This is a genomic window from Candidatus Omnitrophota bacterium, from assembly GCA_018830005.1.
In the GTDB taxonomy this organism is placed as follows: domain Bacteria; phylum Omnitrophota; class Gorgyraeia; order JAHJTE01; family JAHJTE01; genus JAHJTE01.
This window is the reverse complement of sequence record JAHJTE010000001.1, coordinates 664928-685670: the sequence shown is the minus strand read 5'-3', so window position 1 is coordinate 685670 and position 20743 is coordinate 664928. Positions and strand designations below refer to the sequence as shown.

The following is a 20743-nucleotide window of genomic DNA, read 5'->3' as shown; positions in this document are numbered from 1 at the left end:
ATACTTTCAAGGATTTATATACAAATAGCCAAAACAAAAACCTATCTGCTCCTGCGCGATAAGTCCTTCTCATCATAAATTTCACCAAAAAGCTCCTCTAGGCAATCTTCCATTGTAATAATTCCAATATTAGCCTCCTTCATGCTCTTAACAATAAAAAGGTGCTGATGATAGGAGCGAAATTTTTCAAGCAGGGTATCTGCCTTTTCATTCTCGTAAATAAAAACAGGCATAGCAATGAACTCATCAACCAATACCCCATAATTATCTTTTGCAATCTCACGCAGGAGTATTCTTTGCTGGACAATACCAACTATATCAGAGATATCCTTTTTATATACAGCAATCCGACTATAAGGAGAATTTATGATTTTATCTTTTAATTCTGAAAGTGTCATCCCATATGGCAAAGAGTAGATTTGCTCAATCGGCTTCATCATTTGCAAGGCAGTTAAATCATTTAATTTAAAAACTCTATTGATAAGGGCTTCTTCGTCAACCTCTACTGTACCCATATCCTTACCAAGCCTTAACATCATCTTTATCTCTTGTTCTGTTATCCTAAATTGTCCTTTTTTCTTTTTCAAGGGTCTTATCATAAAGATCAAAGCAGATACCAGAGGTCGAAATATATGCATAACGATCTTCAGAATCTTAGCACTTGAGAGCGAAATCCTCGTCTTATATGTCTCGCCAATAGTCTTGGGGATAATTTCAGCCACTATAATAATGGCAAAGGTAAAGACAGCTGAGGTGATCCCCAGCCATTGATTGCCAAATAGACCAGCAACTTTCTGACCAACAAAAATAGCACCAATAATATTAATGCTGTTATTTAAAATAACAACTGTTGCAATCGCTGTATGGATGTGCTCTTTAACAAAAAGGAGATCATCTGCGCCTTTTCTCTTTTCCTCGCGAAAAATTCTAGCACGTGCAAATGGCAAACTCAAAATAGCAGCCTCGGTCATCGAACATAAGCCTGATAAGATAAGAATGCTCAAGATAAGAATAATTAATACAATCATACTAGCCCTCGTTTATTTTTTGAATTGATGAATTTTGGAGCTTTGTCGCACAATAATTTATAAAATTCAGCTATCTCGCCGTCCTCAAGCGGGAATTCCCTACAGTTAGAAGGCCTTACAGGATATATCGCACAAAGTCTATCGCTAGATAAAAATACACATCTGCCTTGACGTATCCTTGTTTCGTACTCAAAGCCTGGCGCTGACTCATGAATCTTGGGTGTTTTTCTAAACCAAGGTTTCTTTAGATTGGGATTGAAAGCTTGAATTCTTGCCATCTCCTGTTTGCTTAGCTCAACCCCATCAGTACAGCATGCGCCGCTACGGCAACCATTACATTCTGCGGTAATTTTATTCAGGTCTATCTTCATATTTTAATTAAAACCTTATTTGAAAATCAACTAGGCCTTCACAATTATCTTTCCAATCAATCTCAATATCTTCAATATAATTATGGAAATTATCCTTCATCTGCTGCAAGAAATCATTTAAGGTGTTTTCCTCGGCCTCAGCCACCACCTCTACCTGGCCATCAAAGAGATTCTTTGCCCAGCCAGCTATCTTTAAATTACGAGCTAGGCGTTCAGCAGTGAAGCGAAAACCTACCCCCTGCACCCTTCCTGAAAAATATATATGAATTCTCCTTTTAGCCATAATAACGTGCTTTGAGAAATCGGGGAGGACGGACTTGAACCGTCGACCTCTTGCTCCCGAAGCAAGCGCGCTAGCCAAACTGCGCTACTCCCCGGAATATTACTGTTTAACGCTTTAGTATAGCAGAAAATAAAGCTAAAGGCAATAAAGGCAATGTGTTAAAGATGCATTATCTGTGATTATTTGCGTTTCAGAAGGATATCAAATTCGAGATTGACTTTGCTGGAAGGGCCTTTGAATTTAAGAGTGGTATTCACGAGGGTGTGAGGTATGACATTTACACTAAAAGAACCACCGCGTATCTGTGAAATTGTTAGGCTTATACCATCAACAGCAATTGAGCCTTTCTCTACCGCGTAACTTGAAAACTCGCTAGGAAAACTAATCTCATAACAGAGGTTGTTGTCTTTATAGGTCTTTTTACGGATAATACCCATACAATCAATGTGACCATTCACAAAATGACCGCTGAGTCTGTCGCCGACTTTTAAGGCGCGCTCTAGATTAACATTCTCAAGCGTTCTTAAACCTCCAATATTGCTCCTCTGTACAGTTTCATTGAGAACATCAAAGCTAATTAAATTATTCTCTACAGCAACCAAGGTCAGGCATACGCCATTTACAGAGATGCTATCACCGATTTTAATATCTTGGGTGATCTTTTCTGCTTCGATTCCAAGACGAAAAAGTCTGCCTCTTCTTTCTAGTGCCTTAACCTTTCCTAATTCTTCTATAATACCTGTGAACATAACTAAAATCCTAAATTTATGCTATGGACTTAATATAGGCCTCAAACAAATAATCACTGCCAATCTGTTTCAGTTTAATATTATCGAGCTTAATAGCATTCTTTATCTTCCTAATCCCTTTACCCATCACTGAACTTATTGCAGATTCACCGCCAATAATCTTTGGTGCGATAAAAAAAAGAACCTTATCTACAAGATGCTGTTCCAGGAGCGAACCAATCATTCTGCCGCCGCCTTCAACTAAAACACTGGTTATCTCTAAGCTGGCTAACTTGCTCAATAGATATCTTAGATTTAAATTCTTAAGCCTGCTTGGTACCTTTATAATCTTAACGCCCAATTTTTCCAATGCCTTTTTTTTATAGGTAGAACTATTTAGTCCTGTGGCAATAATAACAGATTTGCTATTTTTGCGTATGATTTGTGATTTTAAAGGTATCCTTAAATGCGGATCAACAACAATTTTAAAAAATCGCTTCTTCTCTGGCGCTGCCAATTCTGGATCATCATTAATTACAGTATTTATTCCTAGCATTATTGCGTCGTAGTCAGCACGCAGACTCTTAGCATAACTTCTGGCTGAATAAGAGGTTATCCACTCAGAATCACCTGTCTTAGTCGCAATCTTACCATCAAGACTCTGACCAACCTTTATCGTAACAAAGGGAATTTTTTTAGAAATATATTTTATAAAATGCTCGTTTATCTTTTTTAACTCATTTTGCAAATAACCTTCCTTAACTGATATTCCTTCATGGCGCAGAATCTTAATCCCTCTTCCATTGTTCTTTGGATTCGGATCACACATTCCAATAATAACCTTTTTTATTCCGGAATTTATAATTGCATCTGTACAAGGTGGAGTTCTTCCAAAAAAACAGCAAGGCTCTAGGCTAACATAGAGGGTGCTTCCTTGAGCTCTCCTGCCAGCTTGTCTAAGCGCCTCAACTTCAGCATGAACCAAGCCAGCCTTTTTATGATATCCGCTACCTATTATACGATTATTTTTTACTACCACAGCACCCACAAGAGGGTTTGGGGAAGTCTTGCCTTTGGCCTTTATGGCAAGCTCTAATGCCTTTCTCGTAAAATATTCATGCTGCGATTTTCTCATTCTTTTAGAGGGCTTCTTTTATTTTTTTTAGTCTATTTACTATCTCGTAGGGAATGCGAACTAAGCCTACCTTAATATTCTTTTTAACCTCACCATGACAGTCAGAACCACCCGTTGTCACAAGACCAAGATGTTCGCTAAGAGCCTTATAATGCTCAACCTGGCCTCGAGAATGCTCAGGATAATAAACCTCTATACCTTTAAGGCCAAAGGGTACTAATCCTTCAATAAAATCATCGCCGCCAACAGTGAAAGGATGGGCCAGAACTGGAATGCCACCGTAGTTAGCAATCATCTCTATCGCTTCTTTCACGCTCATCCTGAATCTTGAAACATATGCAGGGCAACCTTCGCCTATAAATCTTATAAAGGCCTCGCGGATGTTTGAGACTATATTTCTTTTTAAAAGGACTCTGGCTAAATGCAGCCTTCCGACTGTGCCATATTTAGCTAGGCCGAATACTTCCTCGACAGGTATATCAACCTTCATCTGCTTCAATCTATCTACCATAATACGAATCCTCTCAATGCGTTGTTTGCCAATTTCCTCTAGCTTAGACAATAATTCTTTATTTTCATAATCAATGTAATATCCCAAGAGGTGGACTTCTTTATCCTGCCAATCACAGGATACTTCAATCCCTGGTATTAATTCTAAATCCTCAGGCCTCTGGGAAAAGGCAGGTACTAAGGCACTGACTGTATCATGATCATTAATTGAAATGCAGCTGATGCCGGATTCTAAGGCTCTATGCATTAACTCTTGGGGAGAGAATGTGCCATCTGAATAATAGGTATGTAGGTGTAAATCTGCAAACTTAGCTTCGGGCATTATTACCTCATTAGAAATAGTCCGCCACATATCTTTGGCTCCTTGACTCCTTAACGGACATAAACAGAATCCAGTGTTCAAACTCTTAGAATAAAATACAAGCCCTGCTATTTAATCTTTAGCGGAGTTTTTATTAACCTTTTCTGATTTAGAGATCTTATCTAATATGCCGTTGACAAATTTTCCTGAATCAATATCACCGAATTTTTTAGCTAAATCAACGGCCTCATTTATTGACACATTCACCGGTATATCAGATAAATAAATAATCTCGTATGTTGCCATTCGCAAGATATTGCGATCGATAACAGCCATGCGTTTGATGAGCCAATTCATTGCATAACGACTTACAACCTCATCAATTTTCTTCATATTAGAAGTTGTACCTTGAATTAGACACTGGCAGAATTCGCTTACACTTGCCTCTATAGGCCGTATCTGATTTTGCAGGAAAACCTTAAGGGCGCTATCAGGATCCTCACCAGTTATATCAATCTGGAAAAGAACCTGCAGGGCTAATTCCCTTGCCTTTGTACGTTTACGCATAGCTAAAAAATAATTTATAACCGCAAAAACACAAAAATCTTTTGAACCTTTGCGATTATTTTGTGATTTCCTTATATCTTCTCTGTTACGTTTACCATCTCTATTGCACTAACTGCAGCATCACGGCCCCTGTTGCCTTCTTTAGTACCAGCTCGCTCTATCGACTGCTCAATTGTATCAGCAGTAATAACTCCAAAGATTACTGGAATTCCAGAGTCAACTGAAAGCTGGGATATGCCGCGGGAAAGCTGACTCGCAATATACTCAAAATGACTAGTTGAGCCGCGTATTAAAGTCCCTAAGCAGATAACCGCATCAAACTTTTTTGACTTTAGTAACTTGCTAACTACAGTAGGTATCTCAAACGAACCCGGTACCCAAACTAAAGAGATGTCATTATCTAGGACTTCATGACGAGTTAATGTGTCAATTGCTCCCTCTATTAACTTTGCAGTTATAAACTCATTAAAGCGCGAAGCTACAATAGCAAACTTCTTACCCTTTGCCAACAATGATCCTGATATTACTTTTACCATTCTTCTTCCCTCCTTTTTTTAAACGTTCAACATATGACCTAATTTCTTTTTCTTCGTACGCAGGTATCCTAGATTTAGCTTTGAGGCTGGAATCTCAATTGACACTCTCTCTTTCACTTCTAGCCCGTAACCCTCAAGGCCTATAATCTTTTTGGGATTATTAGTAAGCAGTCTTATTTTTCTTACACCCAAATCAAAAAGGATCTGTGCACCAATACCGTAATCACGCAGGTCAGGCGCGAATCCTAAGGCCTTATTAGCCTCTACGGTATCCATGCCCTTATCCTGAAGTGCATAGGCGTGCAATTTGTTAAGCAGGCCTATACCACGACCCTCCTGATGCATATATAAAAGTATGCCTTCCCGATGGCGCGAAATCATTTCTAATGCCTTTCTAAGTTGCGCCCCGCAATCGCAACGTAAAGATGAAAAGACATCTCCCGTCAAACACTGAGAATGCACTCTTACTAGGATAGTCTTTTTGCTATCAATACGCCCTTTGATCAAAGCAAGATGATGCGATTTATCAATACTGGATTCGTATATCCATAATTTAAATCTACCGAATTCTGTTGGTAGCTTGACCTTGGTTATTCTCTTAATCAACGACTCTTTTTTTCTTCTGTATTCTATTAGACTTGCGATCGTACAGATTTTTAATTTAAATTTCTTGGAAAATTTAATTAAATCTTTGGTCCTGGCCATGGAACCGTCTGCATTCATTATCTCACAGATTACTCCCGTCGGCCGCATCTTAGCAAGTTTCAATAAATCAATACAGGCCTCAGTATGACCTGCCCTGACTAATACCCCTCCCTCCTGAGCTACCAAGGGAAAGATATGACCAGGCCGCACTAAATCCTGAAGTCCTGTTTGCTTATCAGCCAAAATCTTGATTGTCTTTGCACGATCATAAGCAGAGATGCCTGTAGTAATACCGCTGCGCGCATCCACAGAGATCATCCAGGCCGTATTAAATCTATCTCTGAACAAAGGCCTAGCGTATGCCTTATCCAGCATAGGATGAAGACCTAAATAATCCGATCTTTCCTTAGACATTGGAACACAAATTAGACCTCGTCCAAATCTAGCCATAAAATTGATATCTGCTGACTTAACCTTCTGTGCAGCTATAAGCAGATCGCCTTCGTTTTCGCGGCCTTCATCATCAACTACTATGGCCATCTTGCCGGCCTTAAGGTCTCTGATTATCTCTGATATGGAATTAAACATAAATAAAAAAACCCGAAGAGGAATCTTCGGGTATACACTTAATCTTCTCTCATCTGGACTTTTACCATCGGCTCTGGAATCTTACCAGATCCATCCCCACTGTTTCGTTTTATCGAAACAAAACGGTGGAGATTCGCGGGCTTAACCGCCGGTAAGGAATCACACCTCTCCCCGAAGATTAGAAACTTATTATAGCAAATTTTATCCTATTGTCAATAGTATTAAAAGTCTCTATAATGGATTGTATGAAAGCCCAGCTACAGCTATATAATCTGCTTATCAAGAAAAAACTCACTATCGCAACTTGCGAATCATGCACGGGAGGGCTACTCGCTAGCCTTCTAACCGATATCTCAGGAAGTTCTAAATTTTTTGTAATGGGAATTGTTGCCTACAGCAATAAGGCCAAAATAGAGATATTGAAAATCAAACGCTCTCTCATAAATTCTAAAGGTGCAGTAAGCAAAGACGTTGCTATGGCAATGGCTGAAAACATCAGAAATCTGGCAAAAACTAACTTAGGCGTAGGCATTACCGGTGTTGCCGGCCCTACAGGCGCAAAGACCCATAAGCCTGTAGGCTTGGTTTATATTGCGGTTTCATCCCCGAAAGGAATAATTTGTCGTAAGTTTAATTTCAAGGGTAATCGTCAAAAGATACGACGGGAGGCAAAGACTGCCGCATTAAATCTGATAAAAGAATGCATACGATAAGGGCTTTTATTGCAGTAGAATTAGAGGCGGAGATCAAGGATGAGATCTTGCGCATTCAGGATATTTTAAAGACAAGTGAGGCTGATGTAAAATGGGTGAAACCTGAAAATCTGCATATAACCTTAAAATTCCTAGGGAACGTCCAGCAGGAAAAAATAGAGAAAATTAAAGATGCACTCATCGGCTGTCTGTCTTACTTTAAGCCATTTTCTCTTAAGCTCAATAGCCTAGGGATATTTCCTAAGATTGCTAATCCTCGAGTAATCTGGATTAATGCAGTATCAGCCGATAACGCCCTAGAAAAACTAGCCGCCTCAACTGAGGCAGCCTTGGTGAGTTTAAAATTTCCCAAAGAGAAACGAACGTTTAAATCTCACATTACATTAGGAAGGGTAAGGAGTAATCGCAACCGGGAAAAATTATCTGGTGTGTTTGAGAAAACCGATATTTGCCAGAAAGAAATGATGACTGAGGCGGTGAGCCTTTTTAAAAGTGCGCTTTCATCAGCTGGCCCGCATTATGAAGTCCTCTCCACTATCAAACTAGGATAACACTCCTGAAAAACTCAAAACAAAGATTATTATATGCAGAGAGATGTTGGTATAAACGCCTGCAATTAAATCATCACCCATTATCCCGTATGAGCCGGAAAGTTTTTCAATAGAATGCGTGGGAGGAGGCTTAATCGTATCATATAAGCGAAAGAGAAAAAAACCTATTAATATATATAATGGTTTAGGAGGGATAAAAAGAAGTGAAAGTGAAATACCTGCTACTTCATCAATAACAATAGCTCCGGCATCCTTTTTTTTAAAAATCCTTTCAGCCGGAGCACATACCGCAAAACCAACAACAGTGATTATCAAGAAAAAGCATAAATGAATAATGCTATTTCCCTTTAAAAATAAGAAATAAACTATAATCCCGGCCAATGAACCCCAGGTACCCTCAATCAGAGGAAGAAGGCCTGCCCCGAAAAAAGTTGCAAGTAGCTTAATCAATTTTTCATTCATTCTTTTAAATACTCTCTAATCAAGTGTTGTCCCTTAGGATTAAATGCCTATTGCCCAAAAGAAAGCTTATGCCACTAGTTGCTGTAAAAATTACTGTTAGCATCATAAGTAATGTAATAAACGCTATTGCCCTAGACTGAATCAAATCATTCCAGAGAGCGTACTTTAAACCTATCTCCTTAACAATTAAAAACAATAAGATTACAAATATCGTGAACATCTGAGACATGGTTTTATGTTTTCCTGCCCGCTCTGCCTTCAAGGCCCTACCTTTACTTAAGGCAAATATTCTCAAGCCCGTAATCAAAAACTCTCTTAAGATCACAATAACCACCATCCAGGCAGGAATCAACTTCATCTCTACAAAAGATAAAAATGATGCTAAAACTAAAATCTTATCAGCAATCGGATCCATAATAATTCCGAAGTTTGAAATCACATTGTGTCTTCTGGCCAAAAATCCATCTAGATAATCTGAAAGACATGCAAGGCAAAAAATCGATAAGGCCAAGGACTTAAAGATTAAACCCGGCAGAAAAAGAAAAAACATAAATACAAACGTAAGTCCTATACGAGTTAATGTAAGTTTATTGGCAATATTCAAACTACCTCTCCTATCAAATCATACTCTAGACTGTCTGTAATTCTGACCGACACAATATCACCGATTTTTAAATCCTTAGCCTTAACATAAACAACACCGTCCACTTCAGGTGCGTCCTGACTGGTTCTGCCTAAATAAGTATCTGGGTCATCCTTGCATTTTTCATCAATTATTACATCGCAAGTCGTATTGAGAGATTCTCTACATAAACTACTAGCAACAGATTGCTGTAAACCCATAAGTTCATCAAAACGCCTGCGTTTTACCTTTTCAGGAATCTGTTCTTTGAAATGATAGGCAGGCGTGTCTTCTTCTCGGGAATAAAGAAACACCCCCAAACGTTCAAAACGCATCTCTTCTATAAATTTCAGAAGTTCCTTGAATTGTTTATCAGTCTCACCCGGAAAACCAATAATAAAAGATGTCCTAATGGCGACATCGGGAATCTCTTTTCTAATATTTTCAATCAAATTAATGATTTGGCGCTTGGAAATTTGCCTGTTCATTCTTTTAAGGATAACATCATTAATGTGCTGTAGTGGCAAATCTATATACTTACAAATAGCCTTCTCTCCCGCTACAACTCTAATAAGTTCATCTGTTATGTGAGATGGATGTAAATAGAGAAGTCGAATCCATTTTATATACTTTAGTTTTTTGCAAATATTCGCTAATAAGCGATCAAGCGCATATTCTTTATAAAGATCAAGTCCGTATTGACTTATATCTTGGCCTATGATATCTATCTCTTTTTTTCCATTTATATCAATGGATTGGATTTCTTCTAGAATTGATTCTATAGAACGGCTGGCAAATTTCCCCTTTAGCTTGGGGATAATACAAAAACTACATTTATTTAAACAGCCTTCGGTAATCTTAACATAACTATAGTGCTTGGGTGTAAGTCTTAAGATTGGTGTATTTTTTTCTGACAGCTTCTGGGGACCGATGAAGGCATCTATTTCTGGCAAGGAGTGGATCAGTTGAGATTTATAACGACTCGGAAGGCAACCGGAAACTATAATCTTACGTAATCTGCCTTGTTTTTTAAGCTCGACTAAATCTAGGATCTTGTCAATTGATTCTTCTACTGCTTCTTTTAAAAATGCGCAAGTATTAATAATTGCTATTTCAGCTTGATTTATATCAACTATTTGAAAATTTTTTAAATAAAGGCGGCTTGTGATACCTTCCGAATCTACAATATTTCGCGGGCAACCTAAACTTAAGATTCCAACCTTTGTCTTTGTACTCATCTAGCAATTTTTATGCCTTCCTTTGTTATTGTTGCATAACGCGATTTGGAGCTACGCCTGCCAAATTGCTCTAAGAGCTCTCCATTCAACTCCAGGTCTACGCCAGCCGGATTACCCAGCTTTAGCTCAATCTTCTCTTTTGCCTGCCAGCTCTCAACTTCGCCTTTCTTAAGAGTAGTCTGGAAGATTAACTTACCATCAACCCTAACTCGCATCCAGCAATCTTTTTTAGCACGCACAGATAGCCTTAAAGAATCTTTAAACTTAACTATGCTCTGCTTAGTAAGCTTGCTATCTTTAACTATTTTCTCCTTTAGCCCTACAGACTTAATCGGAGCTTTTTTAATTCTTGCAAAAAATAAATAATTTAATAAAACTACGCTAATTAAAATAAATAAAATAGTAATAAAAAATTTTTTCTTTCCTCTAAACAGTTTTGAAATGTCCCTTAAAATCCCTTCATCAATGAGCGTCCTTAAAGATTTACTCTCTAAAGGTTCAAGCTTGCTCTCGTCCTTTTTAAGTTTTTCTCGCAAGAGGTGTTTCTCAGGCTCTAATTGCATATATTCACAATATTTACTGATGACCTCTTCAGCATCCAAGCCTAAAAATCTAGCATAAATCTTTATGAAGCTTTTCATGTAAACAGGATTTAAGGCCTCGAAATTATCTTCTTCAATCGCTGAAATAATATTGTGATTGACCTTGGTCTTTTTGCAAACCTGACCAATAGAGAGGCCTTTCCCCCTACGGGCATCCTTAAATATCTTGCCTAGAGCATCAATCATACTTTTCCTCTTTTGTATCAGATTTTTCTAACCAGGATTCTCTATCCACAAGTATCTCTCTGGGTTTGCTGCCTTGGAAAGACCCTATAATGCCCTCTTCTTCCATAGAATCAATTAAACGTGCTGCCCGCGTATAACCTAAACGCATTCGTCTCTGAAGTATTGAGACAGAGGCCTGGTTGCTTTCTATAACCATCCTTACAGCCTCATCAAACAGTTCATCTTTCTGGGCAAAGCGAGCCCTTGACTTATCTGTTCCTTTTAGAACCTCACTATCATAACGCGGCTCTCCTTGTCTCCTTATAAACTCTGTGACGCGCTCAATCTCACTATCTTTTATGAGACAGCCTTGAGCCCGAATCAATTTTGAATCGCCAGGTTGAAGAAAAAGCAAATCGCCTCTACCTAAAAGTTTATCCGCACCGTTTCTGTCAAGCACTGTCCTGGAATCAACCTTCGAAGCTACTTTAAAAGAAATGCGGGCAGGAAAATTAGCCTTGATAACCCCAGTAACAACATCCACTGATGGTCTTTGAGTAGCTAAAATCAAGTGTATTCCAACAGCGCGTGAGAGCTGCGCTAGACGGGTTATTGCATTTTCAATATGGTTTGCAGCAACAGACATAAGATCAGCAAGTTCATCAATAATTACTATAATAAATGGCAGCTTTTCAGAGTCTTCACGCTTATTAAAATATTCAATATTTCTCACCCCTACCTCTGCCAGAAGCTTATAGCGCCTCTCCATTTCTCCTACCAACCAGTTAAGCGCACCAGAAACCTTATTAGCAGCAGTAACAACAGGACAAAGCAGATGAGGTATGTTATTAAAATGGGCTAATTCTACCATCTTTGGATCTACTAAAATAAATTTAACTTCATCTGGGCTGAGCCGATAAAGAAAAGACATAATCAACGAGTTTACACATACGGTCTTACCACTACCTGTGGTTCCGGCAATTAAAAGATGCGGCATCTCACCTAAATCAGCAATAACTGGGCTACCCGCAATGTCCTTGCCAATCGCCATAGTTAATCTTTTATCAGCAGTATGAAAATCCTTATCTGAAACAACATCCTTGAAATAAACTAAATTAGTAGACGAATTAGGCACCTCTATTCCCACCCTTGCCTTACCAGGAATTGGTGCAACTATTCTTACGCTTTGAGCCTTCATTGTCAAGGCAATATCATCATTGAGATTGACTATCTTTTGCAATTTTATACCAGGGGCAGGCTCTAATTCATATCTAGTAATAACAGGGCCGCGTTCAATATCTGTAACACGTGCACTAATGCCAAAATCTGATAATGTATCTTCTAAAATACGTGCATTGGCAGCTAAATCATCTTTTAGCGTCCGCTCGCTAAGGGCGGGTGGATCATCCAAAAGATCAAGGGTTGGTAATTTATATTCACCCGCTGCAAAACCCTCAACCTCTGCAGGAGCAAATACTTTATTTATTTCATCTTTAGAGACCTTAGAGCGTAAAGAGGCTACGACTGTAGGTCTTGGCTTTTGTTTAATATTAATCTTTGTTTGGATTTTTTCTAATTTAGAGATTTTTTGGGAAGTGAGGACTTCGTCTGGACTGAGGGTGGTTTTCCTTAATTTAGCAACTGAAACTATTCTTTTTGAAGGGGAAACCTTTAATGCATTGATCAATCTTCGAATAAATAATCTAAGATCAAAATTTGAAAAGAATGTTTTCAGCCTCTGGCCTAGTTTTAGTAAAAACGGCAAGATTACCATCTCTTCAGCCACAATAAAAGAGATGCTAATTAAGGTTAAAAGTATTATAGTTGCTCCTGACCTACCAAAATATCTTAACAGGAAATCGGAAAAAACCAGGCCGATAAGCCCGCCGCGCAAGAATCGACTACTTGCCAATTCAGGACCAAAAATGCAAAGAAAGCTGGAGACAGAAAAGAGAAAAACAAAAAAACTCAGGATATTAATAAATCTTAGTGCGCTTGCGCTTTTCTTCTGGAATAACTCCTTTGCCCAGAGAAGAAAGAAAAGCACAAATAGATACGAGCCCCAACCAGAGAAAAACATTAAGGTTCCAGCAATCCTGGCACCAAAAATCCGGGCAAGATTATGGGCGGGTACATTAGGAGTGGAGGTGTAAAAGGCTAAATCCTCAGGCGTAAAAGAAACCAAAGAAATAAAAATTAGAAGGCTCGCGCTAAGTAAGAGAAGCGCTTTTATTTCATTTAGGCGGTCCCTATTTATCATCCTTTGCCTTTTTTAAACTCAGGTTTATCCTACCTAATTCATCAATGGCAATTACCTTGACCTTAACTTCATCATTAACCTTTAATACATCGCTGACGTTCTTAACATAGCTATCAGAGATCTCTGAAACATGGACTAGGCCTTCTTTTCCAGGAGCAATTTCACAAAAGGCACCAAAATTTGTTATCTTCACAACTTTCCCAGCGTAAACCTTACCCACTTCTACGTCCTCTACTATCATGCGAATCGTATCCAAGGCAGCTTGCAGATTCTCCTTTTTATCAGAGCCAATCAATACCCTGCCATCGTCATCAATATCAATAGTTACACCTGTAGAGTTGATTATCTTTTTTATTACCTTACCACCTGGACCAATCAAATCGCCGATCTTTTCAGTGTTAATCTGTAAAATCTTAATGCGTGGGGCATAATCCGATATTTCTTTTCGCGGTGCATCTAACGTCTGAGAGATCTTATCAAGTATCAAAGTCCTAGCCTTACGAGATTGCTCCATAGCATCCTTTATCAACGCTAAGTCTACACCGTCAATTTTAAGATCAAGCTGTAATGCTGTAATGCCATTTTTTGTCCCAGCAATCTTAAAATCCATATCCCCGAAATGATCCTCTCCGCCTGAAATATCAGTAAGGATTGCTTGCGTCTTTCCTTCTTTGACTAACCCTAAGGCAACCCCTGCAACCGGAGATTTTATTGGAACACCAGCATCCATAAGTGAAAGGGTAGCAGCACAAACCGTAGCCATACTTGAAGAACCATTTGATTCAAGTATCTCTGATACAACTCTTACGGTATAAGGAAAATCGTCTTTTTCCGGCATGACTACTGCCAATGCCTTTCTTGCCAAGGCACCATGCCCTATCTCCCTGCGACCAGGACCCCTCATTGGCTTTACCTCACCTACACTGAATGGAGGAAAACTATAATGCAGCAGGAAAGACTCATAGGTCTTGCCTTCTAAGGCCTCGATCATCTGCTCATCTGAACGCGTGCCCAATGTTGTGACTGCAAGGCTTTGAGTCTGGCCTCGAGTAAAAATACTAGAGCCATGCGTGCGCGGAAGGTTAGAGACGCGGCAAGTTATCGGACGCACTTCATCAAACTCTCTACCATCAACCCTTTTATGTTCTTTTAATATAAAATTACGTAAGCCTTGTTCCTGCATCTCTGCCACTGCATCTTTAACGCCTGAGACCTCTGGCTTTTCAGTATCAGTAGAGAGCTTTTCAACAAGTTCCTCGACTATTTCTTTCGTGCATTTTTCATATTCATCCTTATTGGCAATCAGTGCGCTTTTTTTGATTCTCTCTTTAAACGCATCATCAATCCCGGATAACAAATCTTTATATGCCTTGCTTAAGGCTAACTCTAAAGCCGGCTTCTTTACCTTTTTTATAAGCTCTTCCTGTAAATCAATAACCTTTGGAATGTGGCTAAGGGCAAATTCAATAGCGGCAAACACAGTCTCATCTGTCTCCTCTTTTGCATCTGCCTCAAGCATTATGATACCCTCTCTGGAAGCAGCAACAACAAGATTCAAAGAGCTTTTTTCTAATTCTTCATAAGTAGGATTAAGAACAAAATCTGACTCTATGAATCCAACGCGACAAGCGCCTACTGGTCCGGCAAAAGGTATCCCAGAAATAGATACTGCGCATGATGCACCAATTACACTCAAGATATCAGGATCATTAGAACCGTCGCTTGATAAGACAACAGCTACTATCTGAATTTCATTGCGAATATTTTTATCAAATAATGGCCGCAACGGCCTATCTATAAGTCGCGAAATCAATATTTCATTTTCAGAAGGTCTTCCTTCCCGTTTAAAAAAGCCTCCTGGAATCCTACCTGCGGCATAAGTCTTTTCTTGGTATTCTACGAATAGAGGAAGAAAATCTATTCCCTCCCTAGGCTGTTTTGAACAACAGACACTTACCAAGACAACAGTACCACCATAACGCACCAAGACAGAACCATTTGCCTGTTTGGCAAGTTCACCTGTTTCTAGAATCAAATCCTCTTTAGCGAATTTTACTTTAACATCTTCAGTCTGCATATTAACGATTCCTCTCTAATTATTGGTTATTTACGCAATTTCAATTTATCTATTATTTCTTCATATCTGCGTGGTGCATCCTTCTTAAGATAGTCCAATAGGCGACGACGTCTGCTTACTAGTTTCAGAAGTCCTCTTCGCGAATTATGGTCTTTTTTATGACGCTTCAAATGCTCACTCAAAAAGCTAATCCTTTCTGTAAGAATGGCAATCTGAACCTGCGAAGAACCCGTATCAGCAGAATGCAGTTTAAATTTTTCGATTAGTTTTTTCTTATTATCCTTAAGCAGCGACAACTTTACACCTCCCTTTCATATTTAGTAATATAGGATATTTAACATGCCTATTCCCTTTACTATACTATATTTTTCTATATTAGTAAAGGGAGTATACACCGCCTAAAACTCTAAGTCAAGAAAAAGAAATCACACTCAGACCTTAGCAAAATTGCAGATCTCTCTGTAAGCGCAATAATTACATGCCATATAACTAGGATTGGCATCGAATTTTCCGCTTCTTATACCAGCTGATGCAATAGCAATCTCCTCATGCGCCTTTTTAAACGCCTTCTCGTCCTTACTATCTCTGCCAACCAAGGAAGATTCCAAAAAATGTAACTCTGTTTGCTTTGGAAAGAATCCAAATAGCTCATTAAAGGCCATGGCATAAATCGCAAGCTGTAAGCTCAGTTTAGCCTTTCGGTCAGCATCTTTTTGTTTGTTTATATGAGAAGATTTGTAGTCAATTATTACTGCCTCTTGCTTAGAGATAAAATCTACTCTATCCCAGCGACCAACGATCCTATTATTATCCAGTGTAAAAGAAAAATCCTTCTCTACAAATGTAGGCGGCCTTTCAGCTGACTCCTCCTGTTTATAAAATCTCTTTAAGGCCTCATGCGCTAAGGCCTTGCGATTCTGGCGGTGCTCCTTGCTTAAGAAACCCTCATCAGAAAAAGAGGCATCAAAGGTGTCGATAAGTTCTTTTAAGGGAATCGTATTATTTTTGATCTTGAACTGTAGATATTTTGCTACTGCATCATGTAATGCCTTGCCATATACTACAGTGTGATGCGTTAAAATCGGCACATGCAAAATATGCACATACTTATATTTTAGAGGACAGGTCAAATAATCATCAATCTGATAAAAGCTTAAACGCAATATTTCTGAATCGCTCTTTTTAGGTGTCTGTTTTGTCTTTTTTCCTTGTGTCTCCTCCTTAAACCTATGGATAGATTCCAAGGCGCTGGATTTAATTTTAGCCTGAATTTGTTTTTTCTCTTTGCCTAAGGCCTCAAAGATAAAACCGCTGGGTTTGCGCAGCCTCATTCCGCCGTAATCTAAGGCGTTGGTAAATATGAGCTCGTCTTTAGCCCGTGTCATTCCAACATAGAATAACCTGCGTTCCTCCTGAATATGAAAATCACCTTCAGGTAAGACCTCTTTGATCAATTCCTCTGCCAACTCTAAAGGATTACGGCGTTTAGGCCAGGGGAAGCGCCCGTTGACTAGACCCACCATAAATACAACTTTAAACTCTAAACCCTTTGCCTTATGAACTGTCGAGATGTTAACTGCCGGTATATCAAGATCTGCCTCAACTGTAGCTGGATCATCGCCGCTGCGTATGAGCATATCCAAATATTCAATAAACGCAACTACCCTATCCTCATGGGCAACGCCTTCAAATTCCTTCACAATCTCAAAAAACCTAGCTAGATTTTCTACCTTTTCCTCATTGGCTACAGATGGATGCTTGACTAAATCTTTTAGGAATTTAGTCTGGGTCAGGAAAAGATACAGGAGTCTGCCTGTGCTGACTTCTAAGCTACAAGCAAGAAATTTCTCCAGCTCCTCAGTAAATTTTTGGATTAATTCAGCTGCCCCGGCCACCTTCTCTCTCAACTCTTCTATTTCATTAAAATGCCTTAGACACCAGAAGAGATCATAATTACGTCTGCGCGCAAAGCTATTAAGATAACCCAGCTCTATTGTAGGTATTTTATAGATCGCGCTTGCTGCCAAATAATACAAGCTTAAAGAATCAGAGATATTTGCCATAAATCTTAAAAATGAAATACAGAGTTTTACTTCTGACCGGGAATACAATCCTTGATTGCCGCTAAATCGCCAAGGTATACCTACCATATTCAAACTTGAAATAAATTCATCGGCATCATTGTTAGAACGTACAAGGATTGCGATATCATCATATGAATACTTAGCGTCTCTTACTTTTTCTTTAATAATCTTCGCAACCTGATCAGCCTCGTTAGAATGGCGGTCAAAATGCAGATATGTAACCTCCTTCTCTTTCTCTCTGCCGATGAGGCGCTTGTCAATCTTAGATTTTACTTCAAATCTGTCAGGATTATTAAATTGAATAAGCCTATAAGCAGAATCAAGAATTGCCTGCTGAGAGCGGTAATTGCGGATTAATGTTATGCGTTTGGCATCAGGATAGGTTTGGTCAAAACTCAAGATATTGCTGTAGGCAGCTCCCCGAAATCTATATATGGATTGATCATCATCAGCAACAACAGTTATATTCTTGTGTTTTTCTGCCAATAATTTAACTAACTGAAACTGGGCATAATTTGTATCCTGAAATTCATCAATAAGAATATACTTAAATTTATTCTGATAGAATTCCAAGATCTTCTTGTATTTTCGAAGCATTGCTAATGCCAAATAGAACTGATTTGCAAAATCAACCTTTCCTTCTTTATGCAAGATATTAAGGTAAGTCGCAAAACAGCCTGAGAGTTCTTTATGGAGACGATGAAATTCATGCGCTGGGTCATCCTCATTATCCTTAAGCCCTTTAGTCAACTTTTGGAGGAATTGTTTATATTCCTCGACTGATACATCTTCGTCTCGCAAACGAGAAAATACCCTCAATATATCGTTGATAAATTTAGTAGGATCACTTGCCGGCCGCAAATAATCTAGGGGAAAATCAAAAAGATGCTGCCGCACCAAAACCGCTGCCTCAGGCCGCGTCAAAACCTTAAAGTCAGGATTGAGGCCAATCTCTACAGCATTTTCACGCAAGATCTTATCTCCAAAGGCATGAAAGGTCGATATCCAAATATCCGTATAACCATAAGGGACAAGGATATCTACTCTTTCAGTCATCTCTGCTGCTGCCCGATCAGTAAAGGTTAAGGCAAGTATTTCATCTTGGCTAGCAAGGCCATTCTTTATCAAGTAAGCAATCTTACGCGTTATAACACTGGTCTTACCTGTTCCTGCACCGGCAATTATCAAAAGCGGACCCTCAATATAGACAACAGATTGCCTTTGTTCTTCGTTTAAGTCTTTTAGGATATCTCCAGACATAGTTAATTAATAACTTAAGTTTGCCCTACCTTCATGTATTTTACCTTGACAAAAAGTGATTTTCAAGTATACTGACTGTCTAAAAAGAATCTTTAAAAAGAGAGAATTACTATGAAAAAAGTATGTTCAGTCTGCGGTAAAGGCACCATGAGAGGCAATAAGATTGTAAGACGCGGTATGGCCAAGAAAAAAGGCGGCGCTGGACAAAAGATAACAGGAATAACAAAACGCGTATTCTTACCTAATCTGCAGCTTATAAATATTATCAGTAATAATAGACGTAAAAAAGCCTGTGTCTGCGTTAAATGTATAAAGGCGGGCAAAATTACAAAGGCCTAAATCCTCTCTTTTATGGCCTTTATCTCTAATTGCACAACAGGTTCTCCCCAGGTATCTATCGATACAGAATAAGCCAAGTCAATACGAGAATTCTCATTCAATAGATTGGCATACTCAGCCATCCCAAAACCAATAGCCTTAGCCGTAAAGCTTCCATCGCTTACCCAGAAACGCAAAGACCTCTTACCTATAGCAAGAGGAGCGCTTTTAAGAAAAAGATTCCTGGAACAAAATACAGGACGCGGATTCCCTATTCCAAAAGGCGCAAATTCCTCTATTCTGTCTATAAGCTGCCTATCCTGCCAGAGGGACAGATCAACCTCTGCATCTATATTTAATATTGGGACTAAATCTTCTGGTTTTAATTTTGCCTTCGCAACAGCATTAATTGATTTCCTAAATTCCTCCAAATCTTTTTCAAGAAGCTTTAATCCAGCTGCCCCGCGATGACCTCCATAGCTTTCTAATAAAGAGTCGCACTCGCTAAGGGCCTCGAATAAATGGAAATTGTTTATTGACCTACCAGAACCGCGATAGACCCCAGTCTCCAAACCTAATACAAAGGCTGGCCTGTAATATCTATTGGCAAGTTTTGAGGCAATAATTCCAACCACACCAGGATGCCAATCATCACCTCCAACTACAATTACCGAATGCTCTTTAAAATTTACTTCCCGCTCTACCTTGGTCAATGCCTCTTTCAGAATTTTATCTTCAATTCGCTGTCTCTTCCTGTTTGCTTCATTGAGGCCTTTGGCAAGAAGCATTGCTTCAGCTTCGTCAGAACAAGTCAGGAGTTTTAAAGACTTTTGCGCTGAATCAATCCTTCCTGAGGCATTAAGTCGCGGCCCCAATGTAAATCCTATTAGTCCTGCGGTTATCTTCCTGTCTTTAATACCTGCAACTTCTTTTAATGCACGAATACCGACTCTTTTTGTTTGTGAGATTCGCTTTAAGCCTTCCTTTACAAAAATACGATTTTCTCCAATAAGAGGAACTACATCACAAATTGTTCCTAAGGCAACGAAGTCTAAATCCTCCTCTAGATTAGAATCAAAAAGCGCCTGAACCAGCTTAAAAACCAGTCCAACAGCAGCCAGACTCGAAAGATTAGCCTCATTTTTATTAACCTTCGGATTTATTATGGCAACTGCCTTTGGTAATTTTTTCGATTTAGGCTGATGGTGATCAATGATTATTGAATCAATTTTGTAACTATTGAGTTTCTCGATTTCTTCAAAGCTGCCTATACCACAATCAACGCTTATGAAAAGCCTTGCCTTTAATGCCTTGGCCTCATTAACAGCCTTCATATTGAGACCATAACCTTCTTCCATACGGTGCGGTAAATAAACAACAGTCTCAATACCTAACTTTTTAAGACTAGATTCTAAAAGTGCACAGGCAGAAATCCCATCAACGTCATAATCTCCGAATATAAATACCTTTTCTGCTTTTTCCTTAGCAATCTTGATCCTCTCTAGCGCCTTATCTACACCCTTGATCTTGTGCGGGTCAGATAGTTGAGAAATCTGGCTTGCGAGAAAAATTTCAGCCTCATCTTTATCCTTAATATTACGATTTATAAGAAGGGTTGCAATTAAAGGATGCAAATTTATCTCATTTGAAAAATAAGATAATAATTGTTTATCAACTTCTCGAATGCACCACTTCATCT

The 20743-nt window shown here is 38.9% G+C and carries 21 protein-coding genes, 1 tRNA gene and 1 riboswitch; of the genes, 3 read left to right on the top strand and 19 right to left on the bottom strand.

Features of this window, described 5'->3' with window-relative positions:
- Window positions 1-41 precede the first annotated feature (41 nt).
- The 10 genes from KJ593_03680 to KJ593_03635 form a co-directional block, all read right to left on the bottom strand.
- On the bottom strand, window positions 42-1028 hold the full coding sequence (locus KJ593_03680; protein ID MBU2540983.1) for a DUF21 domain-containing protein: 987 nt from the start codon (window positions 1026-1028) through the stop codon (window positions 42-44).
- On the bottom strand, window positions 1025-1399 hold the full coding sequence (locus tag KJ593_03675) for a YkgJ family cysteine cluster protein (protein MBU2540982.1): 375 nt from the start codon (window positions 1397-1399) through the stop codon (window positions 1025-1027). Before KJ593_03675 ends, KJ593_03680 begins: the two co-directional genes overlap by 4 nt.
- A gap of 7 nt (window positions 1400-1406) precedes the next feature.
- Complete coding sequence (locus tag KJ593_03670) at window positions 1407-1682, bottom strand: acylphosphatase (GenBank protein MBU2540981.1); 276 nt, start codon at window positions 1680-1682, stop codon at window positions 1407-1409.
- A 19-nt stretch (window positions 1683-1701) separates the two neighbouring features.
- Window positions 1702-1776 (bottom strand) — tRNA-Pro (locus KJ593_03665).
- An 85-nt stretch (window positions 1777-1861) separates the two neighbouring features.
- Window positions 1862-2431, bottom strand: a complete 570-nt coding sequence (locus KJ593_03660) for a riboflavin synthase (protein MBU2540980.1) — start codon at window positions 2429-2431, stop codon at window positions 1862-1864.
- A gap of 16 nt (window positions 2432-2447) precedes the next feature.
- Window positions 2448-3545: a bifunctional diaminohydroxyphosphoribosylaminopyrimidine deaminase/5-amino-6-(5-phosphoribosylamino)uracil reductase RibD gene (gene ribD / locus KJ593_03655; protein ID MBU2540979.1), complete on the bottom strand. Its 1098-nt coding sequence runs from the start codon at window positions 3543-3545 to the stop codon at window positions 2448-2450.
- Window positions 3546-3549: 4 nt separating this feature from the next.
- Entirely contained in the window at window positions 3550-4407 is an 858-nt protein-coding gene (locus tag KJ593_03650; protein MBU2540978.1) for a PHP domain-containing protein, read from the bottom strand.
- Window positions 4408-4488: 81 nt separating this feature from the next.
- Window positions 4489-4923 carry a transcription antitermination factor NusB gene (gene nusB / locus KJ593_03645; protein ID MBU2540977.1) on the bottom strand — a complete coding sequence of 145 codons (435 nt, stop codon included), beginning with the start codon at window positions 4921-4923 and terminating at the stop codon, window positions 4489-4491.
- Between the two features lie 71 nt (window positions 4924-4994).
- Window positions 4995-5459 carry a 6,7-dimethyl-8-ribityllumazine synthase gene (ribE, locus tag KJ593_03640; protein ID MBU2540976.1) on the bottom strand — a complete coding sequence of 155 codons (465 nt, stop codon included), beginning with the start codon at window positions 5457-5459 and terminating at the stop codon, window positions 4995-4997.
- Between the two features lie 18 nt (window positions 5460-5477).
- Window positions 5478-6692, bottom strand: a complete 1215-nt coding sequence (locus KJ593_03635) for a bifunctional 3,4-dihydroxy-2-butanone-4-phosphate synthase/GTP cyclohydrolase II (GenBank protein ID MBU2540975.1) — start codon at window positions 6690-6692, stop codon at window positions 5478-5480.
- Between the two features lie 37 nt (window positions 6693-6729).
- Window positions 6730-6875: riboswitch (FMN riboswitch) on the bottom strand.
- A 53-nt stretch (window positions 6876-6928) separates the two neighbouring features.
- On the opposite strand from KJ593_03635, the gene KJ593_03630 reads away from it, so the two are divergent.
- Both KJ593_03630 and thpR read left to right on the top strand, forming a co-directional pair.
- Window positions 6929-7405, top strand: a complete 477-nt coding sequence (locus KJ593_03630; GenBank protein MBU2540974.1) for a CinA family protein — start codon at window positions 6929-6931, stop codon at window positions 7403-7405.
- Window positions 7393-7956 (top strand): RNA 2',3'-cyclic phosphodiesterase, encoded by a 564-nt coding sequence (gene thpR / locus KJ593_03625; protein ID MBU2540973.1) that lies wholly within the window; start codon window positions 7393-7395, stop codon window positions 7954-7956. The genes KJ593_03630 and thpR overlap by 13 nt, the downstream gene beginning before the upstream one ends.
- On the opposite strand, the gene KJ593_03620 is transcribed toward thpR, so the two are convergent.
- The 8 genes from KJ593_03620 to KJ593_03585 all read right to left on the bottom strand — a co-directional run bounded on the left by KJ593_03620 (window position 7948) and on the right by KJ593_03585 (window position 18726).
- A complete protein-coding gene (locus KJ593_03620) occupies window positions 7948-8418 on the bottom strand; it encodes a phosphatidylglycerophosphatase A (protein MBU2540972.1) in 471 nt (156 codons plus the stop codon). The genes thpR and KJ593_03620 overlap by 9 nt on opposite strands.
- Before the next feature lie 19 nt (window positions 8419-8437).
- The gene (gene pgsA, locus KJ593_03615; protein MBU2540971.1) at window positions 8438-9022 is read right to left on the bottom strand and encodes a CDP-diacylglycerol--glycerol-3-phosphate 3-phosphatidyltransferase; all 585 of its coding nucleotides are present in this window, start codon (window positions 9020-9022) and stop codon (window positions 8438-8440) included.
- Window positions 9019-10278, bottom strand: a complete 1260-nt coding sequence (gene rimO, locus KJ593_03610; GenBank protein MBU2540970.1) for a 30S ribosomal protein S12 methylthiotransferase RimO — start codon at window positions 10276-10278, stop codon at window positions 9019-9021. Before rimO ends, pgsA begins: the two co-directional genes overlap by 4 nt.
- On the bottom strand, window positions 10275-11066 hold the full coding sequence (locus tag KJ593_03605) for a DUF4115 domain-containing protein (protein ID MBU2540969.1): 792 nt from the start codon (window positions 11064-11066) through the stop codon (window positions 10275-10277). The genes rimO and KJ593_03605 overlap by 4 nt, the downstream gene beginning before the upstream one ends.
- A complete protein-coding gene (locus tag KJ593_03600) occupies window positions 11059-13305 on the bottom strand; it encodes a DNA translocase FtsK (GenBank protein ID MBU2540968.1) in 2247 nt (748 codons plus the stop codon). The genes KJ593_03605 and KJ593_03600 overlap by 8 nt, the downstream gene beginning before the upstream one ends.
- On the bottom strand, window positions 13295-15382 hold the full coding sequence (gene pnp, locus KJ593_03595) for a polyribonucleotide nucleotidyltransferase (GenBank protein ID MBU2540967.1): 2088 nt from the start codon (window positions 15380-15382) through the stop codon (window positions 13295-13297). Before pnp ends, KJ593_03600 begins: the two co-directional genes overlap by 11 nt.
- A 26-nt stretch (window positions 15383-15408) precedes the next feature.
- Window positions 15409-15678 carry a 30S ribosomal protein S15 gene (rpsO, locus tag KJ593_03590; GenBank protein ID MBU2540966.1) on the bottom strand — a complete coding sequence of 90 codons (270 nt, stop codon included), beginning with the start codon at window positions 15676-15678 and terminating at the stop codon, window positions 15409-15411.
- Between the two features lie 135 nt (window positions 15679-15813).
- A complete protein-coding gene (locus tag KJ593_03585) occupies window positions 15814-18726 on the bottom strand; it encodes an ATP-dependent helicase (GenBank protein ID MBU2540965.1) in 2913 nt (970 codons plus the stop codon).
- A gap of 111 nt (window positions 18727-18837) precedes the next feature.
- Between KJ593_03585 and KJ593_03580 the strand changes: the two genes are divergently transcribed.
- Window positions 18838-19065, top strand: a complete 228-nt coding sequence (locus KJ593_03580; protein ID MBU2540964.1) for a 50S ribosomal protein L28 — start codon at window positions 18838-18840, stop codon at window positions 19063-19065.
- Here the strand turns inward: KJ593_03580 and recJ are convergent.
- Entirely contained in the window at window positions 19062-20741 is a 1680-nt protein-coding gene (recJ, locus tag KJ593_03575) for a single-stranded-DNA-specific exonuclease RecJ (GenBank protein ID MBU2540963.1), read from the bottom strand. The genes KJ593_03580 and recJ overlap by 4 nt on opposite strands.
- Window positions 20742-20743 lie beyond the last annotated feature (2 nt).

Bases quoted from the DNA above. Each gene is read 5' to 3' on its own strand.
- KJ593_03680 (MBU2540983.1), bottom strand. From the start codon at position 1,028: ATGATTGTATTAATTATTCTTATCTTGAGCATTCTTATCTTATCAGGC.
- KJ593_03675 (MBU2540982.1), bottom strand. From the start codon at position 1,399: ATGAAGATAGACCTGAATAAAATTACCGCAGAATGTAATGGTTGCCGT.
- KJ593_03670 (MBU2540981.1), bottom strand. From the start codon at position 1,682: ATGGCTAAAAGGAGAATTCATATATATTTTTCAGGAAGGGTGCAGGGG.
- KJ593_03660 (MBU2540980.1), bottom strand. From the start codon at position 2,431: ATGTTCACAGGTATTATAGAAGAATTAGGAAAGGTTAAGGCACTAGAA.
- ribD (MBU2540979.1), bottom strand. From the start codon at position 3,545: ATGAGAAAATCGCAGCATGAATATTTTACGAGAAAGGCATTAGAGCTT.
- KJ593_03650 (MBU2540978.1), bottom strand. From the start codon at position 4,407: ATGTGGCGGACTATTTCTAATGAGGTAATAATGCCCGAAGCTAAGTTT.
- nusB (MBU2540977.1), bottom strand. From the start codon at position 4,923: ATGCGTAAACGTACAAAGGCAAGGGAATTAGCCCTGCAGGTTCTTTTC.
- ribE (MBU2540976.1), bottom strand. From the start codon at position 5,459: ATGGTAAAAGTAATATCAGGATCATTGTTGGCAAAGGGTAAGAAGTTT.
- KJ593_03635 (MBU2540975.1), bottom strand. From the start codon at position 6,692: ATGTTTAATTCCATATCAGAGATAATCAGAGACCTTAAGGCCGGCAAG.
- KJ593_03630 (MBU2540974.1), top strand. From the start codon at position 6,929: ATGGATTGTATGAAAGCCCAGCTACAGCTATATAATCTGCTTATCAAG.
- thpR (MBU2540973.1), top strand. From the start codon at position 7,393: ATGCATACGATAAGGGCTTTTATTGCAGTAGAATTAGAGGCGGAGATC.
- KJ593_03620 (MBU2540972.1), bottom strand. From the start codon at position 8,418: ATGAATGAAAAATTGATTAAGCTACTTGCAACTTTTTTCGGGGCAGGC.
- rimO (MBU2540970.1), bottom strand. From the start codon at position 10,278: ATGAGTACAAAGACAAAGGTTGGAATCTTAAGTTTAGGTTGCCCGCGA.
- KJ593_03605 (MBU2540969.1), bottom strand. From the start codon at position 11,066: ATGATTGATGCTCTAGGCAAGATATTTAAGGATGCCCGTAGGGGGAAA.
- KJ593_03600 (MBU2540968.1), bottom strand. From the start codon at position 13,305: ATGATAAATAGGGACCGCCTAAATGAAATAAAAGCGCTTCTCTTACTT.
- pnp (MBU2540967.1), bottom strand. From the start codon at position 15,382: ATGCAGACTGAAGATGTTAAAGTAAAATTCGCTAAAGAGGATTTGATT.
- KJ593_03585 (MBU2540965.1), bottom strand. From the start codon at position 18,726: ATGTCTGGAGATATCCTAAAAGACTTAAACGAAGAACAAAGGCAATCT.
- KJ593_03580 (MBU2540964.1), top strand. From the start codon at position 18,838: ATGAAAAAAGTATGTTCAGTCTGCGGTAAAGGCACCATGAGAGGCAAT.
- recJ (MBU2540963.1), bottom strand. From the start codon at position 20,741: ATGAAGTGGTGCATTCGAGAAGTTGATAAACAATTATTATCTTATTTT.